The organism is Rhizorhapis sp., from assembly GCF_035276005.1.
Taxonomy (GTDB): Bacteria; Pseudomonadota; Alphaproteobacteria; order Sphingomonadales; family Sphingomonadaceae; genus Rhizorhapis.
Genome location: NZ_DATEMB010000010.1, coordinates 1 through 16,365 on the forward strand (window position 1 = coordinate 1; position 16,365 = coordinate 16,365).

The following is a 16,365-nucleotide window of genomic DNA, read 5'->3' on the forward strand; positions in this document are numbered from 1 at the left end:
CTCGACCGGGAAGATGGCCCTCGATCCGGCCCCATTGCTCGTCCGTCAGTACCCGTCTGCTCAAAGCTCGTCTCCTTCGACAACCTTGAATCAGAACTCTTCGGAAAAGGGAATCCTATGAATGCAGACAGCGCCTAGGCCTATGCAGGGACGGCGCATGGAAGGGACCCCCCGATTAACTTTCCGCCTGGCCAATTTCCTTCCGCAGGTCCGCAATCAGATCCTGCACCAGAGACAGGCGTCCTTCCTCTTCATCGAGTATCGCGTGGAAGGCGCGCCGTTTATAGGCGGCGGCGGCGCCGGGGGGCAGGTAAACTCCGGCGGGCAGGGTGGATAGCATGATGTCGATCAGGCGATCGGCTCCGTGTAGCCTGCCCCAAAGATAGTCATTTTCCCGATATGCCCTGCTAAAAAATGCTCCAAAGCTATTGAATTCAATGCCTTTCAATGTGGCTTCGGCACCGCCGGGGCGGATGGTGGTGGCGTCATCCGGGGCTATGCGATCGACCTTGACAGGATCATATTCGTCCAGGCCCTCGCCCTGCAGCAAGGGGAGGGTGGCTATGTCGTAAAAAGGAAAGCCCAGATAGGCGAGCAGCATCGCGCGCCGCTCCTCCTTTGGAAGCGCCCACAAGGCCTCGGACACCAGCAACTCGGCCCGGCTGTCCATTTCCCTCAAATTTCTCCGCTGCGCCAACAGATTGATTGCCGCCTGAGGTTCGTTGGGCACTGCGCGGGCTGCGGCGATCATTGCCGCATCGTAGAAGTCTGCCGTTTCTCGCTCGAGGTAGAAGGCCAGCGCCCCATAGATGGCGTCATGAAAGCCCGTTACAGCGTCTTGTGGCGCGCTGCTCTCAATCTCCAGCGTTTCCGCCAGCCGCCGCGCCATGAAACGGAGCCGGCGGATGCGGAAGCCCAGATCATGATTGCGGAAGAACAGGATGACGGCCTCCGAAGCGCCGGCGGACATTCCTTCGCCGATCCGGTCAAGCCCCTGTTCACGAAGCACCTTCCAGATGCAGGAACGGAAAAGTTCGCGCTGCGAGGGGCTGCCGTCGCCGCCCAGGCGAAACAGTAAGGCGGCCATGTCTTCCACAATTCCGGACAGCTTCAAATGTCCATAAGCGGGATAGGCAAAGCCTGCCTGCCGCGCTGCCTGTTCCTGCGCCTTCGCCCGCCACGCTGCAAGGCGGGCAGGGGTCGGCCGGTCAAGGAAAAAGGTGCCGCCAAAGAGAGCGCCCACCTTCTCCTCTATTTCCGGCCTCAGCGCCTCGGTGATGCGGCGCATGCGCCGGATGCGCTTGGAACGCCCCTCTATCGCCTCCAGGCTGTCCCGGATCGGCTGCTCTCTCGGTATGTCTGACAGCGCGCCGAAAATGGTACGGAAAAAGCCCGGCAGGGCCTGATCGCCATTTTCCTCTTCGCCCTCCCGGCGCCGGTTCCACCTTATGCTGCGGACCCCGGGCTTTGGATCGATATAGACAAAGCGCCGGTCGATCTCGCGCCTTGCAGGCCGGTTTCGCAGCGCCTCTATGGCCTGGGCGAAGGGCGCATTGGCGAGGACCGAACCGTCAATCAGCACAGCCTCTTCAGCCGCGCCTATGGCTGAGTGACGTGGCAATATGCGCTTCAGGAAAGTTTCGCGGTTCGTCCAGGCCTGCCCGCGCTGCTTCAGGACCCGGTCCATTTCCCGGACGGTGAATGGAGGGAAAGCGCCGGGAAAGCTGGCGGTCGCGCGGGCGGCAAAGGCCAAATCGGCGGGGTCGCCCAAACGGCGCTCGTCCCCCCGAACATGGAAGCCTATGGTAAGTCTATGTTCAGTTTCAACAACTTCTGGCGGATTGTTGAGACGAAGTCTTTCGGGATGCCCGTCAAAGTCCGTCACCGTCACAAAAAGGTCGAGCGGATGCCCGGGCGGCAGCAGAGGCGGTCCGGCTTCGCTCCCTGCCATGGCGCCCAGGGCATCGAGCAGCAGATGGTCGAACCCTTCCCCCCCAAAGGGCGGCGCAAACCATCTCGCACGTATGAAGTTCGATAATTTGTGCCGCACCTCCTCCCGCGCTTCTGCCGCCACGGTGCGTTCGACAGTATCGTTCGGCCGCCGCGCCGCCATCCAGACTAGGGGCGCCGCCCAGAATTTCGTCATTCTGCTGATCGGCCGGGCATCTGGATCGAGCAGCAGATCAACGTCGGCATTTTGCAGCCACATTTCGGTCAAAGGGTCGAGCGACTGACCGGTTTCCACTGCTTGGGCAAGAAAGATGCCGTTGATGCCACCTGCGCTCGCCCCGGCAATGATGTCGGTCAGAACACGGAGCTTGAGGCCGGCATGGTGGGCAATGTCTTCAAGGATATGGAGATAAATCTCCTGGCTTCCTTCCGAAGATTCGACCGCGTCGTGAAAATCGCGGCTGGCCCGCGTCAACCGCCATATCTCCTTGATGATCCCATGCATGTAGATGGCAAGGCTGATGCCCCCATAGCAAACCAGCGCCAGCCTCAGTTCCTTCTCCCGCATGTGAAAGAAAATGACAGGGCGGCTGCCGCTTGTCGAGCGGAAGGAGGGGTTAGGCAGGCTCCAGCACCGCCCAGATCGGCAGATGGTCCGACGCCTTTCGTGCGGCGGGGCTGTCATGCACGCCGCTGGCGTTCACCATCCACCCGCCGCAATGCATGATACGGTCAAGCCGGGCCACCGGCCGCCTTGTGTGAAAGCTCTTGCCGCAATCGGCGAAACGGAAATGGTGGGCAAAGTCGCGCAGGCATCCCCCCTTGGCGCTCCACTCATTGAGATCACCCATCAAAATCGTGGGCATGGCTTCATGAGGATTAAGCGCGTAGGAGATGACGGCCGCGGCCTGCTTGCGCCGCCATAGCCCTGAAAGGTCCAGATGCATCCCGAATGTCCTCAGCCGATGGCCGCCTAATTCAAGTTCCGCCATCACGGCGCCGCGCGGTTCCAGATAGGGGATGTGCAATATTTCGTGGCGCAGGATTTCCACAGATTTGCGGACCAATATGGCATTGCCATGCCAGCCCATGCTTTCGATGTGCACGTCGAGCGGTACCGGTTTGTAGCCGCTGTGAAGATCAAGCAGGTGAAGCGGAATCGCTGCTGATCGAGGTCCAAAGCGCCGGTCTGCTTCCTGAAGAGCTACGACGTCGGCGTCTATCTCTCGCAGGACCTCCAATATGCGCTCCGGGTTACGGCGCCGGTCGGTCCCGATGGCCTTGCGCATATTGTAGCTGGCGACCTTGATCATCAGGGGATTGTGCCCTGCCTATGGTGATGAAGGCAAGCTGTCAGAAAGCCGGCCGGTCAGACCGGCAAGGTTCCCGCGCTGAGCAATTTTCACTAGCGTTCCCTGTATGTTCTGATACATCCGCAGCATGGCCAAGGTGAAGAAGAAATATGTCTGCCAGCTTTGCGGCTCCGTCTCATTTCGCTGGCAGGGGCAGTGCGATGATTGCGGCGAATGGAACAGCTTGGTGGAAGAGGCGGGGGAGTCCGTATTCAGCGCCCGGCACAGCTTGCAGTCGGGGGGACGGGCGGTGGCTTTTGTGGGCCTCGACAGCGATGTCGCCTTGCCGGCGCGCGAATCCACCGGGATTGGGGAATTTGACAGGGCGCTGGGGGGCGGTCTGGTGGCGGGCTCAGCCACGCTGATCGGCGGCGATCCCGGCATCGGGAAATCCACTCTGTTGCTCCAGGCGGCGGCCAGAATGGCAGCGAGAGGCCTTCCTGTAGCCTATATCAGCGGCGAGGAGGCCGCGGACCAGGTGCGGCTTCGGGCGCAGCGGCTTGGGCTTGGCAGGGCGCCAGTACAGCTTGCCTCCGCCACGTCGGTCCGGGATATTCTTACCACCCTGGGGCAGGGGAAGGCTCCGGCGTTCCTGATTATTGATTCGATCCAGACCGTGCACAGCGACCTTATCGAAGGTGCGCCGGGCACCGTCAGTCAGGTCCGGGCGTCCGCGCAAGAATTGATTCGCTTCGCCAAGGAGAATGGAACGGCGCTCGTTCTTGTGGGCCATGTGACCAAGGACGGCAGTATAGCGGGCCCGCGGGTGCTCGAGCATATGGTGGACACGGTGTTGAGCTTCGAGGGCGAGCGCAGCCACCAATACCGTATCCTAAGGGCAATCAAGAACCGCTTTGGCGGCACGGATGAAATCGGGGTCTTCGCCATGGAGGCGGAGGGGTTATCGGAAGTGGCCAACCCTTCCGCCCTGTTCCTCACCCATCGAGATGAGAATGTTACCGGAGCGACGGTGTTCCCAGCGCTGGAAGGCACCCGGCCCGTATTGGTCGAGATACAGGCGCTCACCGTGCGTCTCGCAAGCGGCGCCACGCCACGCCGGGCAGTGGTGGGCTGGGACAGCGGCCGGCTAGCCATGATCCTGGCCGTTCTTGAGGCGCGATGCGGCCTCAGCTTTTCGGCCTGCGAGGTGTATCTCAACATCGCGGGCGGCTACCGCATATCCGATCCCGCCGCGGATCTGGCGGTTGCGGCGGCGCTGATTTCGGCGCTGTCCGAACGGCCGGTTCCTGCCGACGCCCTGTTGTTCGGGGAGGTGGCGCTTTCGGGCGAAATCCGGCCCGTGGCCCACGCCGCTCTTCGATTGAGGGAAGGGGCAAAGCTCGGCTTTGGGCGGGCACTGCTGCCGGCCTCCGTGGCGGACAAGACGGCGGGCGTTACGGTCAGCGGTTTCAGAACGCTGGCGCAATTTGTTGACCACATGCTCGGCCGCGATTAGCCAGCGGATCATGACAGCTCTCGACATCATCGTTCTGCTCCTTATCGGCGGCGGCGCTACATTCGGATTTATCCGTGGTTTCGTGATGGAAACCCTCTCGCTCATAGCCTGGGTGCTGGCGATCTTCGCCATCCGGCTGCTGCATGCGCCAACGACGGAGTGGCTGACTGATCCTGTTGGGACTGAGGCTGGTGCGGCGGTGCTGGCCTTTGCCCTTGTTTTCGGCGTCACCTTCCTTGCCGGCAAGTTTCTCGCCCGTTCACTGGGCGCCAGAACCCGCAAGTCCGTACTGGGTCCCGTGGATCGGGTCCTGGGCCTGGGATTTGGAGTTCTCAAGGGACTTATTGGAGCAACGCTTATCTTCATGCTGGCAAGCCTGGTTTACGACACCATATATGGCGGAAATGCGGAGCGGCCGGAATGGATGACGGCGTCACGCAGCTATCCCCTGCTCAACGCCAGCGGCAAGGCAATGAGCGACTTCGTGGCCGAACGGCGCGGAGCACCGGCTAGTTAGGCAGATAGGACGGAATGAACGCACCTCTTTATAATTCCGGCATATTGCGCCTTGCCGCTTCAATCCCCCATCACAGGCGGCTGAGCGATCCGCAGGCCAGCGTCGAAAAGCGCTCGCCGACGTGCGGGAGCAGGGTCATAGCGGATGTGTGCGTCGATGCTGAGGACCGGCTTGCCGATCTGGGGCTGGAGGTCCGCGCCTGCGCCCTTGGACAGGCATCAGCCTCGCTCATGGCGTCCCATGCGCTTGGCAAGACTGCGGGCGAGCTTGCGGTTGCAAGGGACCGGCTGGCTGCATGGCTTGCGGGGCAGGGTGACGTGCCGGATTTCTGGCCAGGCTTTGAAATTATTGCTCCCGCCCGGGCTTATCCTGCCCGCCATGCATCCATACGGCTCGGGTTTGAAGCGGTGGCCGAGGCGGCGGCCATTGCCGTCGAGCGCAGGAATTCATGAGTCCGGCCGGCCCGGAGGTGGTCACCGCCACTGACGTGCTGCTGACCGAGGGAGTCATTCTCCTTGGCGTCGCGCTGCTGTTCGTCATGGTGTTCCGGCGCCTGGGCCTCGGCGCCGTGTTGGGTTACCTGATCGCTGGAGCCTTGGTCGGCCCTCAAGGGCTGGGGCTGGTAGGCGGGGCGGAATCGAAACTCGCCATCGCCGAGATCGGCATCGTGCTCCTGCTGTTCCTTGTCGGCCTGGAACTCAATGTCCAACGCTTGTGGCGGCTGAAGCGCGACATTTTCGGTCTTGGCTTGATGCAGGTCGTCCTGTGCGGAGCAGCTTTGGCCGGGATCATCTATCTGACCACGGAATTCACTTGGGGCGCGGCCATTGCGCTCGGCCTGCCGCTGGGTCTCTCATCTACGGCACAGGTTCTCCCCAGTCTCAAGAATAGCGGCCGCATCAATTCGCCCTTTGGCGAAAAGGCTTTCTCCATCCTGCTGCTGCAGGATCTGTCAATCGTCCCGCTTATCACCATTGTCGCCGCGCTATCGCGGAATCCGGCCGATGCTCTGGGCCCTCCAGGATGGCAGCTCGCTCTCTATACGGTGGCAGCCATTGTTGGTCTGGTGCTGGCCGGACGGTTCATCCTCAACCCCTTGTTAAGGCTGACCGGCCGTTTGGGCGAACGTGAACTTTTTGTTGTTGTCGGGCTGTTCACCGTGCTCGCGAGCGCGGCGCTGATGCATTATCTGCATCTTTCGACGGCATTGGGTGCCTTCATCGCTGGCGTGATGCTGGCGGACTCCCCTTATCGGCATGAGATTGAGGCTGATGTAGAGCCTTTCCGGTCGATCCTGCTTGGGCTTTTCTTCCTCGCGGTGGGAATGGTGCTGGACGTGCAGGCGGTACTCGCAAGCCCGCTGTTCGTTTTTGGCATGGCTGCGCTGCTCGTGATTGTGAAAACGGTCATCATTTCGGGCGTCGGGCGCCTTTTCGGCATGGAAAAGAAACAGGCCTTCGCGCTTGGGCTGCTGCTCAGCCAAGGCGGCGAGTTCGGTTTTGTCCTCTTCGCCCAGGCGCAGGACGCACTGCTGGTCGCGCCAAGCGCCGCAAGCATGTTCAGCGCCATTGTGACCATATCCATGGCAACCACGCCTTTCCTCCTGCTGCTGGCCCGCAAGCTCGAATTTGCGCGTCCGTCGAAAGAAGATGAACCAGAAGGCCCCGATGAGGCTCCGCAGGGAGCAGCCCTTGTGGTTGGCTATGGCCGCTTTGGCCAGACGGTCGCCCAGATGCTGATGGGCCATGGCTGCGACGTCACCTTGATCGACAAGAAGCCTGCGCAGATCGAAATCAGCAGCAAGTTTCACATGAAGGTCTATTATGGCGACGGCACGCGAGTGGATCTGCTCCGGCGAGCGGGAGCAGAAAGGGCGCAGATCATAATCTTCTGCATCGATGGCGACAGCCTTGGCCCGAAGATATTGGAGCCGATATTGGAGGCATTCCCCCAGGCCGCAATATTCGCCCGCGCTTATGACAGGCAACATCTGCTGACGCTGAAAAATCTCGACATTGCAGGTTCCGTTCGCGAGGTGTTCGAGTCCGCTATTTTGATGGGGCTTGAGGCAATGAAAGCGCTTGGCGTACCGGAGGCGGAGATTGCGGAGGTCGAGCGGCGGTATCGCGAAAATGACCAGCAACGCCTTGCCGCCCAGGACGCCGAAGGCTCGCTTCATGCCGCCAAGGACTTGATATACCGCCCCGGTCACAGCATGCGCGATGCAGACGGCCAGTTTGAAGGGAAATTCGGATGATCGCCGCCATTGCCGCCCTTTCCGCTGCAATCGCCGTCGCGGCAGGCGCTTTTGGTGCTCATGGCGCTGCCAGCCCGCAAGCAGCCGAATGGCTGAAAACAGGCGGCATTTATCAGCTTGTCCATGCGGTGGCGGCGCTTGCTATCGCGGGTGTGGCGCGCGGACCTGCCGTGCTGCTGCTATTGGGTGGCGCAATCTTTGCGTTAACGCTCTATGCCATGGCGGTGGGGGCGCCGCGTTGGCTGGGTGCTGTGACGCCGATTGGCGGAACGCTGCTGATCCTTGGCTGGCTTTGGTCTGCCTGGATCCTGTTCCGTCAGTAGCGGCTACCAGCGGCGGACCATGGTGAATGGGTCGCCCGTATGGAGCTTCAGCAATGTGGCGCATTCAGCATCAAGCTGCCCGGCTCCGTGCTCTTCCATAAGAGCATAGCCATAGCAGCAACGGAAATCCCCGAGCCGGCCTGTTGCCACCAGCATCTTTTCGCCCTTTTCCGAATGGATGCCGGCCAGAATTGCGTCTTGCGCCTCGACTATTGTGCGGAGCTTGTCGGTCGGTGCCGTCATTGTTGGCCCGCCATCAAAAATGTCGACATAGCCATCATGATGGAACCCTTCTGTCTCCAGCATCCGCATGGCCGCCCGGCCAGAGGGGTGCGGCATGCCAATGACCGTCCTTGCAGTTTCCGGCAGCATGGCCGTGTAGATCGGGTGTTTCGGCATCAGATCGGCAATGAACTGGTTTCCGTGAATGGCGTTGAAATCATCTGCTTCTTGGAAACTCATGCCGAAGAACCGGCCCGCAAGCCCATCCCAAAAGGGGGAGCCGCCCGCTTCGTCAATCACGCCCCGCAATTCCGCCAATATGCGGTCGCTGAAACGCGCACGATGCTGGCGAATGAAAAGGTAGCGGCTTCGGGCCAGAAGCAGACCCAGCCCTTCCGCCCGCTCACGGGGGTGCAGGAACAGGCCGCCCACCTCGCTTGAACCTTCAAGATCGGTCGTCAAGCTAAGGATTTCGGCTCGAAAATTCCGACCAAGCTCCCGGCTATTCTGAGAGAGGACGCCAATCCGGTAGCTATAGAAGGGCCAGTTCTGACCGACCTTCGTAAAAAGCTGACAGGTGCCGCGGACCAGGCCGGTTTCGGAATTTTCGAGGACAAGGACGATCAGTTCGTCCTCGACCTTGTCCTCCTCGCGCGACAGCGCCTGCTCGGTCCGTTCCAGTTTCTTCCGCAGCGCCTCCCGGTCGGCCGGCAGATTGGTAAACCCGCCTCCGGTCAGCTTGGCCATTTCATACAAGGTCTGCAGATCGCTCATATGGGCGGGGCGCACCAGGAAGGTCATAGGCGGCCTCGTTCAGCCATCCGCATCAGTGCCAGCGCGGACAATCGCGCCCGCTCGGCCAGGCTGTCGACGATCAGATATTCACCGGGGCTGTGAATGGAGCCGCCGCGCGCGCCCATCGTGTCGATGACTGGCACTCCGCAGGCCGCAATATTGTTGCCGTCGCAAACGCCGCCTGTATCGCGGCAATCCAAAGCGAGGCCAAGGTCCGCCCCACATTGCCTTACTAGCTCGAACAGGCTCTTGGTCTTTTCGTCCCAGGGCTTAGGAGGACGAGCCGAGTCACGATGAATATTCATGCACACGCCATGTTCCCGCCCCACGGCCGTGACGGTTTCTTCCAGCAGTGAATGTGCGGCCTGTTCGTCATCGGGAGTTCGGGCGCGGAAATTGACCCGCAAAATGGCATGATCAGGCACTACATTATTGGGACCGCCGCCTTCGATCCGCGCTGGATTGCAGGTGAACGCCCTTCCGCTGCCGCGTTTCAGGCGCACCGCCAGGTCGGCGGCGGCGACCACGGCGTTCCGGCCCTCATGAGGATTTCGGCCGGCATGGGCGCTCTTTCCTGCCACAACCACTGAGAAATTGGCGCTGCCCGAACGGGCGCCCGCCAAAGTGCCATTGGGCAGAGCCGGTTCATAGGTGAACGCCGCGAGCTTTCCCTGCGCCATGCTCGCAATCAGTCTGGCGGACGAGGGCGAGCCGATTTCCTCGTCGCTGTTGATGATGACGTCATAGCCGATCCGAGCGGCGGCAGGGCTCTGTTCGAAGGCACATAGGCCCGCCAGCATGATCGCGATTCCGCCCTTCATGTCGGCCACGCCGGGCCCGTTCAATATGCCCTCGTCCGCCCAGCAGAGCTGCTGGAACGGGTCATCAGCGCCATAGACTGTGTCCATATGGCCTGTGAGCAACAAGCGCACCGGCACGTTGGGACGCACTGTCAGAAGGATGTGGTGGCCCAGGCTAACGGTTGCGGCCTTGCCATCGGGCTGAATGGCCTCGACAGGCTCGGGCGGTACCAGGCTGACATTGCCGGGAAGCACTGCAAATGCATCACGCAGAAGCTCAGCCATTTGGGCGAGGCCAGTGAGATTGTGCGAACCGCTGTTGATCGATGCCCAGCTCTGCACCTGATCAAGCATGGGGGCATTGGCCGCAAGGTCGAGGATCGCAGCTTCAGCTTCGGAAATTGCGCTCATGTGTAATGATATAACTCAAAACCGGCCTGCGCTCCAGTCCGTTCGGACTCCGGCGGTTCAGCGCTTTATGAGAGTGACCTGCGCCACGTCGACGCCGCCGCCGCGAAAGCCGCCTTCGCAATACATCAGATAATAGCGCCAGAGATTGACGAAGCGCTGATCGAAATGAGCCGGGAGCCTGCCTGCTTCAAGCGCGGCATCGAAATTCTCCCGCCAGCGGCGGAGCGTTTCGGCATAATGCAGCCCAAAATGGCGGGGATTGTGCCATTCCAGCCCCTGAGCCTCGGCCAGGGCACGAAACCGGCTCTCGGAGAGCAGCATGCCCCCCGGAAAGATATAGCTCTGGATGAAATCGGCGCTCGCCGCATAGCGCTCGAACAGCGTTTCCTCGATACAGATATATTGGATGGCTGCCCGTCCGCCCGGCTTCAGCAGACGATGAATGGCAGCAAGATAATCGGGCCAATAGCGCTGGCCCACCGCTTCCACCATTTCAACGCTGGCGATGGCGTCATATTGGCCCTCGGCATCGCGATAGTCGGTAAGCAAAATGCGCGCTTGGCCTGAAAGGGCGGCGTGGCTCAGCCGCTCTTGCGTCAAAGCCTTTTGGCTGGGCGAAAGCGTAAGGCCATCATAGCTTATGCCAGCATGATCGAGCGCCGCGAGCGCAAGGCCGCCCCAGCCGCAGCCGATCTCAAGCAAGGAGGAGCCATTTCGGAGATCAAGGCGGGACAGTATCGCCTCATATTTGCGTTGCTGGGCCAGTTCGAGTGACTCGTGAAAACGGTCAGCATCATTGAACAAGGCACTGGAATAGCTCATGCTTTCATCAAGCCATGCGCCATAAAAATCGTTGCCGAGGTCATAGTGGAATTCGATGTTCCGTCGGGCGCCCCGCCGGTCATTGCGCCGCAGGGAATGCAGCACCTTCGCCACCCAGCGAGACAGCCCGCTCGACCGGGCCACGTCGCCCAATGTGTCGGCGTTGCGCATGAACAGGTCGAACAGGGGAACCGGATCAGGGCTTTCCCACTCATGAGCCGCCCAGGCCCGATACCATCCTGACGATCCCGCAGTGACCAGGCGGATCAGCGAGCGCCAGCGATGAACTCGAACTTCACAAACAGGACCCTGACCGCGCCCGCCCAGAATGCGGGTGGTGCCATCAGGCAGCCACGCCTCAAGCGCCCCTTTTTCGAGGCCCGCATCGATCCGGTCCAATATCCTGTGGAACAGCGGCGCCACCAGCCGGGCCATGGCTGCTTTACGGCCGAGAGCATCGCCAGGCCGGGCCGGAGAGCGGTCAGTTCGTGGTTGAATGGCGTTCATGTGGCATATGTGCCCGAGCGGCCCGGCTTGCGCAATCATGCGCGTGCCCGGACTCCGCCGAGACAATGATGAACGGATTGGGGCAAAACGGCTAGCGCTGCTGCGCTAAGCGAAACCACTCATCTTCCGTTCGGACTGAGCTTGTCGAGGTCCATCTTTTCTTGAAGAAAAGTCAAGGCCTTCGACAGGTCCAGCACGAACGGTTCTGATGGGGCTAAGGTCCAAAAGGCAAGGATCAGGCGGGTTCCGGCTGTTTGCCTACGGTCCAGGTCTGTCCCTTGGAGACCAGCTTCTGGAGGTCCGCAACCTTGCCCTGTGCAGTGGCCTTGTTCTGTTCGACCACCGCGCTGTCAAAGGTGGGCGCCGGGTCATTGTAGAGCACACCCAATGCCATGGGGAATGCACCAAAGGGCATTTCCACAAGCATATGCGCGACTGCCCGGTTGCGCACGTCATGGACGAGCACGCCGGCCGCTTCCCAATCGCCGTCGACCACGTCAACGACTTCAAGATGGAGGTGATCCAGATTGAGCCGCAGTCCCTTGGTGCCCTTGTCATAGAGCATGGGTTTGCCATCCTCCAGCCAGAGCTGGCCCACGTCCGCATTCTTCTTTTCGGTGAAATCCGCGAACACATCCTTGTTATAGACGATGCAGTTCTGGAAAACCTCGACAAAGCTGGCGCCCTTATGGGCGTGAGCGGCCTTCAGCACGTCGGGGAGCTGCTTCGACACGTCATAAGCCCGCGCAACGAAACGCGCGCCTGAACCCAGAGCAAAGGCGCAGGGCCGGGCAGGACGATCGACCGAGCCGAAGGGAGTGGACGGGCTCTGCGTGCCCACGCGGCTCGTCGGGCTGTACTGGCCTTTGGTGAGGCCATAGATCTCGTTGTTGAAGAGCAGGATCTGGCAGTCGAGATTGCGGCGAAGCACATGCATGGTGTGGTTGCCGCCGATCGACAGCGCGTCGCCATCGCCAGTGATGATCCAGACATCGAGTTCGGGATTGGCGAGCTTTACCCCCGTCGCCACCGCAGGCGCGCGGCCATGGATGGTGTGGAAGCCGTATGTTTCCATGTAATAGGGAAAGCGTGACGAGCAGCCGATGCCGCTGACGAATACGACATTTTCAGGTCGCACTCCCAATTCCGGCATGGTCCGCTGAACGGCCTTCAAGATCGCATAGTCGCCGCAGCCGGGGCACCAGCGCACTTCCTGGTCGGTCTCGAAATCCTTGATGCTGAGTTTGGTCATCTCGTTCATTCTTGGTCTCCGTTCGTCCCGAGCGAAGTCGAGGGACGGTAGCGCGAACGTGTTTCGACTTCGAACACGAACGGCCGGGGATTTTTCACTTCAACTCTTCCTCGATGGCAGCCTCGATTTCCGCAATGCGGAAGGGCTGGCCGGAAATCTTGTTCAAGGGCTTGGCGTCGACCAGATATTGGTCGCGCAGCACGGTCTTCAATTGGCCCGTGTTCATCTCGGGCACCAGGATCCGGTCATAGCCTTTCAGCAGCTCGCCCAGATTGCGGGGGAGCGGCCAGATGTGACGGATATGGATGTGGCTGACGTCATGGCCCTTGTTCCGTGCGCGGCGGACGGCCTGGTGAATGGGGCCAAAAGTCGAACCCCAGCCCACGACAGCCAGCTTGCCGCCGGGATTGCCAAGGCAGACATCCTGTTCCGGAATGCCATTGGCAATGCCAAGCACCTTGTCGCGGCGGATTTCCGTCATCGCTTGGTGATTGGCGGGCGAATAGTCGATATGTCCTGAGCCGACCTGCTTCTCGATGCCGCCGATGCGATGGAGCATGCCGGGCGTGCCGGGCTTGATCCAGGGACGGGCGAGCTTCTGGTCGCGCCCATAGGGCTTGAGGCCACCCTCCTGCGGCTCCTCAAGGAACTCGACCTTGAAGGGCTCATAGGCGCCCATGTCCGGCACTTTCCAAGGCTCTGCCGCATTGGCAATATAGCCGTCAGTCAGTAGCATGACAGGGGTCATATATTGCGTCGCTATGCGGCACGCTTCGATGGCGCAGTCAAAGGCGTCCGCAGGGGAGCGGGCCGCGATGACGGGCATTGGCGCATCGCCGTTACGGCCATAGACCGCCTGATAAAGGTCCGACTGCTCCGTCTTGGTGGGAAGGCCGGTGGACGGACCGCCGCGCTGCGAGTTCACGATGACCAGCGGTAGTTCTGTCATGATCGCAAGGCCAATCGCCTCGCCCTTCAGGGCGATGCCCGGACCCGACGAAGAGGTGATGCCGAGCTGCCCCGCATAGCTGGCGCCGATCGCCGAAGCGACGGCGGCGATCTCGTCCTCCGCCTGGAAAGTGGTGACGCCGAACTCCTTCAGGCGCGAAAGATGATGCAGGATCGCAGAGGCGGGCGTGATCGGATAGCCACCAAAGAACATGGGCAGTCCGGCAAGTTGAGCACCGGCCACCAGGCCGAGTGAGACGGATTCAGCACCTGTGACGGTGCGGTAGAGTCCTTCCTCCTGCTGTGCGGCGCCCACATGATATTGCTTCATGGGACCGCCGATCTCGGCCGTCTCGCCATAGGCATGGCCAGCGTTCAGCGCAGCGATATTGGCATCGGCCAAAACCGGATTCTTTGCGAACTTTGCCTTTAGCCAGTCAATGATCGGCTGCCGGTCGCGGTCGAACATCCAGAGCGCCAGGCCCAGCGTCCACATATTCTTGCAGCGCAGTGCTTCCTTGTTGCCAAGGCCGAATTCCTTGACGCTGTCCAGCGTATGCTGGGAAATGTTGAAGGCGAGCAGTTGCCATTTGGCAAGACTGCCGTCCTGCAAAGGATTGCTGTCATATTTCGCCTTCGCAAGATTGCGCTCGTTGAATTCGCCCTCGTCAGCGATGATGAGACCGCCGGCTTTCAATGCGTTGACGTTGGTCTTGAGCGCCGCCGGGTTCATCGCGATCAGGACGTCGGGTTCATCGCCCGCCGTGTTGATTTCAGTCGAGCCGAAATTGATCTGAAAGGCCGACACACCGAACAGCGTTCCTTGCGGGGCACGGATTTCGGCGGGAAAGTCCGGAAAGGTCGCAAGGTCATTCCCGGCCAGCGCCGTGGAAAGGGTGAACTGTCCCCCCGTCAACTGCATGCCGTCGCCACTGTCGCCTGCAAAGCGAACGACCACCGCCTCAGGCGCTGGTGCAGCGGAGGCTGCTTCGGTCGTAAAATCATGGGCGGCTGTCGCCATATTCTTCATCCTGTCACAAATCGCGTCGTCGCGCACGAGCCTCCTACGCGTCTCCAAACCCTGTTTCAAAAAAGAAAATGTGCGGATAACGCAATCTTCCTTTTGCAGGCGAGACGGGGCGGCCCCGAGCCATACACCTTAATCAGATATGGATTTCCAAGCCTGGGAGCAATCAGGAGATGGACGCGGAATGCGTTTTTTGTTGCAGCAGATTCGCTGCATGGAAACTCTGCCGCGGGCCTGACAGGGACTGGCTGCGATTCACTGCGACGAGGGGCGGCGCCTTGCCAAGTCGTGCATCGAACAAGCTGTGCCGCTGGCCTCTTGGGAGGGAGGGGGTAACATTCACGGTTTAATTAACCTTGCCAAGGCGATACCTTCCTCCGCTGGCGATATCTGGGCGGGACTCGCCCGGTTCAAAGATAAATGGGGCTCCATGAGCGAAGGAATATATGGACGCTAATCTGGAGACGCTTCCCTACCGCCCTTGTGCGGGCGTGATGCTGGTCAACTATGAAGGCAAGGTGTTTGTCGGACAACGGCTCGATACCAGAGTCGAAGCGTGGCAAATGCCCCAGGGGGGCATTGATGAAGGCGAAGATCCTCGAACCGCTGCCATTCGCGAAATAGGTGAAGAGACGGGCATAGCGGAAGAGCATCTGCAATTTCTGGCTCAGGCCAAGGAAGAGCTTTTCTATGACCTGCCCGACGAACTGGTCGGCAAGATATGGAAGGGCCGCTACCGGGGGCAGAGGCAGATCTGGTTCCTGGTTCGCTTTACCGGCACCGATGAGGATGTGAACATCAAGACCGACCATCAGGAATTTCGCGCCTGGAAATGGGCGGACCCGGACACGCTTCCCGATCTGATCGTGCCTTTCAAGCGAAAGCTCTACCGGGATGTCCTGCGTGAGTTTCGCGACATCATCTAAGGGGCCGGGCGCCAAGCGAATTTGGCACGGGCCTGGAATTCAGCGCTCCAGCCGCGTCCGAAAGCCGGTGGGAATGTCATCGGTTACCAGCCCTGCGAGAATCTCCGCAACGGCCTCCGGGCTTTTCAGCGTGGCGGGGTCTTCTCCGGGATAGGCCTTGGCGCGCATGGCCGTTCGGGTGGGACCGGGGTCGAGTATGGCGGTGCGGACAGCGCTGATATTCTTCACTTCCTCGCCATAGGCCGTGACCAATGTTTCTAAAGCAGCTTTCGAAGCGGCATAGGCACCCCAATAGGCGCGCGGATTTTGAGCCACTCCCGAGGTGATCGCCACAAGCCGGCCATCCGAACTTTTGCGGAGCATCGGGTCAAAGGCCGCAATCAGCGCCTGTTGCGCGGTCAGGTTGAGCGTGATGAGCCGCGCGAATTCCTTGGCGTCTATGGCGCTGACGGGAGCCAAGGTGCCGAGCATCGCTGCATTGAGGACCAATATGTCCAATGTTCCCCAGCGTTCGGCCACGGCATTGGCAAGGCGGCCGATGCTTTCGCCGTCGGTCAGGTCCAGCGGAGCAATGGTGGCGCTGCCGCCGCCCTTATGGATACGCTCTTCCACTTCCTCCAGTCCGCCCGACGTGCGGGCGGTGATGATCACATGCGCGCCCCTCTCTCCCAGCGCCACCGCCGTTGCAGCGCCAATGCCGCGGCTTGCGCCAGTGACGAGAGCCAATTTGCCGGTGAGGGGGTGGTCGGTCATGTGAGCCTTTGTGCTTTTTCCCGTTCGCCCTGAGCCTGTGGAAGGCT

The 16,365-nt window shown here is 60.8% G+C and carries 14 protein-coding genes; 6 read left to right on the forward strand and 8 right to left on the reverse strand.

Annotation, left to right across the window (positions count from 1 at the left end; all coding sequences use genetic code 11):
- Positions 1–175: 175 nt before the first annotated feature.
- A complete protein-coding gene (locus VJS46_RS03280; RefSeq protein WP_324057918.1) occupies positions 176–2,518 on the reverse strand; it encodes a patatin-like protein in 2,343 nt (780 codons plus the stop codon).
- A 49-nt stretch (positions 2,519–2,567) separates the two neighbouring features.
- A complete protein-coding gene (locus tag VJS46_RS03285) occupies positions 2,568–3,263 on the reverse strand; it encodes an endonuclease/exonuclease/phosphatase family protein (RefSeq protein WP_324057919.1) in 696 nt (231 codons plus the stop codon).
- Between the two features lie 127 nt (positions 3,264–3,390).
- On the opposite strand from VJS46_RS03285, the gene radA reads away from it, so the two are divergent.
- The 5 genes from radA to VJS46_RS03310 are packed head-to-tail and all read left to right on the forward strand — an operon-like array spanning position 3,391 to position 7,855.
- Entirely contained in the window at positions 3,391–4,758 is a 1,368-nt protein-coding gene (gene radA / locus VJS46_RS03290; RefSeq protein WP_324057920.1) for a DNA repair protein RadA, read from the forward strand.
- Between the two features lie 10 nt (positions 4,759–4,768).
- Positions 4,769–5,275 (forward strand): CvpA family protein, encoded by a 507-nt coding sequence (locus VJS46_RS03295; protein ID WP_324057921.1) that lies wholly within the window; start codon positions 4,769–4,771, stop codon positions 5,273–5,275.
- A 14-nt stretch (positions 5,276–5,289) separates the two neighbouring features.
- Positions 5,290–5,727, forward strand: a complete 438-nt coding sequence (locus VJS46_RS03300) for an iron-sulfur cluster assembly scaffold protein (RefSeq protein WP_324057922.1) — start codon at positions 5,290–5,292, stop codon at positions 5,725–5,727.
- Positions 5,724–7,532 carry a cation:proton antiporter gene (locus tag VJS46_RS03305; RefSeq protein ID WP_324057923.1) on the forward strand — a complete coding sequence of 603 codons (1,809 nt, stop codon included), beginning with the start codon at positions 5,724–5,726 and terminating at the stop codon, positions 7,530–7,532. Before VJS46_RS03300 ends, VJS46_RS03305 begins: the two co-directional genes overlap by 4 nt.
- The gene (locus VJS46_RS03310) at positions 7,529–7,855 is read left to right on the forward strand and encodes a DUF423 domain-containing protein (protein ID WP_324057924.1); all 327 of its coding nucleotides are present in this window, start codon (positions 7,529–7,531) and stop codon (positions 7,853–7,855) included. Before VJS46_RS03305 ends, VJS46_RS03310 begins: the two co-directional genes overlap by 4 nt.
- 3 nt (positions 7,856–7,858) lie before the next feature.
- Here VJS46_RS03310 and VJS46_RS03315 read toward each other — a convergent pair whose 3' ends face one another.
- From VJS46_RS03315 to VJS46_RS03335, 5 genes are all read right to left on the reverse strand, one after another.
- Positions 7,859–8,878 carry an arginine N-succinyltransferase gene (locus VJS46_RS03315; RefSeq protein ID WP_324057925.1) on the reverse strand — a complete coding sequence of 340 codons (1,020 nt, stop codon included), beginning with the start codon at positions 8,876–8,878 and terminating at the stop codon, positions 7,859–7,861.
- Positions 8,875–10,083, reverse strand: coding sequence for a hydrolase (locus VJS46_RS03320; RefSeq protein ID WP_324057926.1), 1,209 nt, complete (start codon positions 10,081–10,083; stop codon positions 8,875–8,877). The genes VJS46_RS03315 and VJS46_RS03320 overlap by 4 nt, the downstream gene beginning before the upstream one ends.
- Positions 10,084–10,140: 57 nt before the next feature.
- On the reverse strand, positions 10,141–11,412 hold the full coding sequence (locus tag VJS46_RS03325; protein WP_324057927.1) for a cyclopropane-fatty-acyl-phospholipid synthase family protein: 1,272 nt from the start codon (positions 11,410–11,412) through the stop codon (positions 10,141–10,143).
- 235 nt (positions 11,413–11,647) lie between these two features.
- Positions 11,648–12,673 carry a 2-oxoacid:ferredoxin oxidoreductase subunit beta gene (locus tag VJS46_RS03330; RefSeq protein WP_324057928.1) on the reverse strand — a complete coding sequence of 342 codons (1,026 nt, stop codon included), beginning with the start codon at positions 12,671–12,673 and terminating at the stop codon, positions 11,648–11,650.
- Between the two features lie 85 nt (positions 12,674–12,758).
- Positions 12,759–14,633: a 2-oxoacid:acceptor oxidoreductase subunit alpha gene (locus VJS46_RS03335; RefSeq protein WP_324057929.1), complete on the reverse strand. Its 1,875-nt coding sequence runs from the start codon at positions 14,631–14,633 to the stop codon at positions 12,759–12,761.
- Between the two features lie 452 nt (positions 14,634–15,085).
- On the opposite strand from VJS46_RS03335, the gene VJS46_RS03340 reads away from it, so the two are divergent.
- The gene (locus VJS46_RS03340) at positions 15,086–15,565 is read left to right on the forward strand and encodes an RNA pyrophosphohydrolase (RefSeq protein ID WP_324057930.1); all 480 of its coding nucleotides are present in this window, start codon (positions 15,086–15,088) and stop codon (positions 15,563–15,565) included.
- A gap of 39 nt (positions 15,566–15,604) precedes the next feature.
- On the opposite strand, the gene VJS46_RS03345 is transcribed toward VJS46_RS03340, so the two are convergent.
- The gene (locus tag VJS46_RS03345) at positions 15,605–16,318 is read right to left on the reverse strand and encodes an SDR family NAD(P)-dependent oxidoreductase (RefSeq protein ID WP_324057931.1); all 714 of its coding nucleotides are present in this window, start codon (positions 16,316–16,318) and stop codon (positions 15,605–15,607) included.
- Between the last annotated feature and the right edge of the window lie 47 nt (positions 16,319–16,365).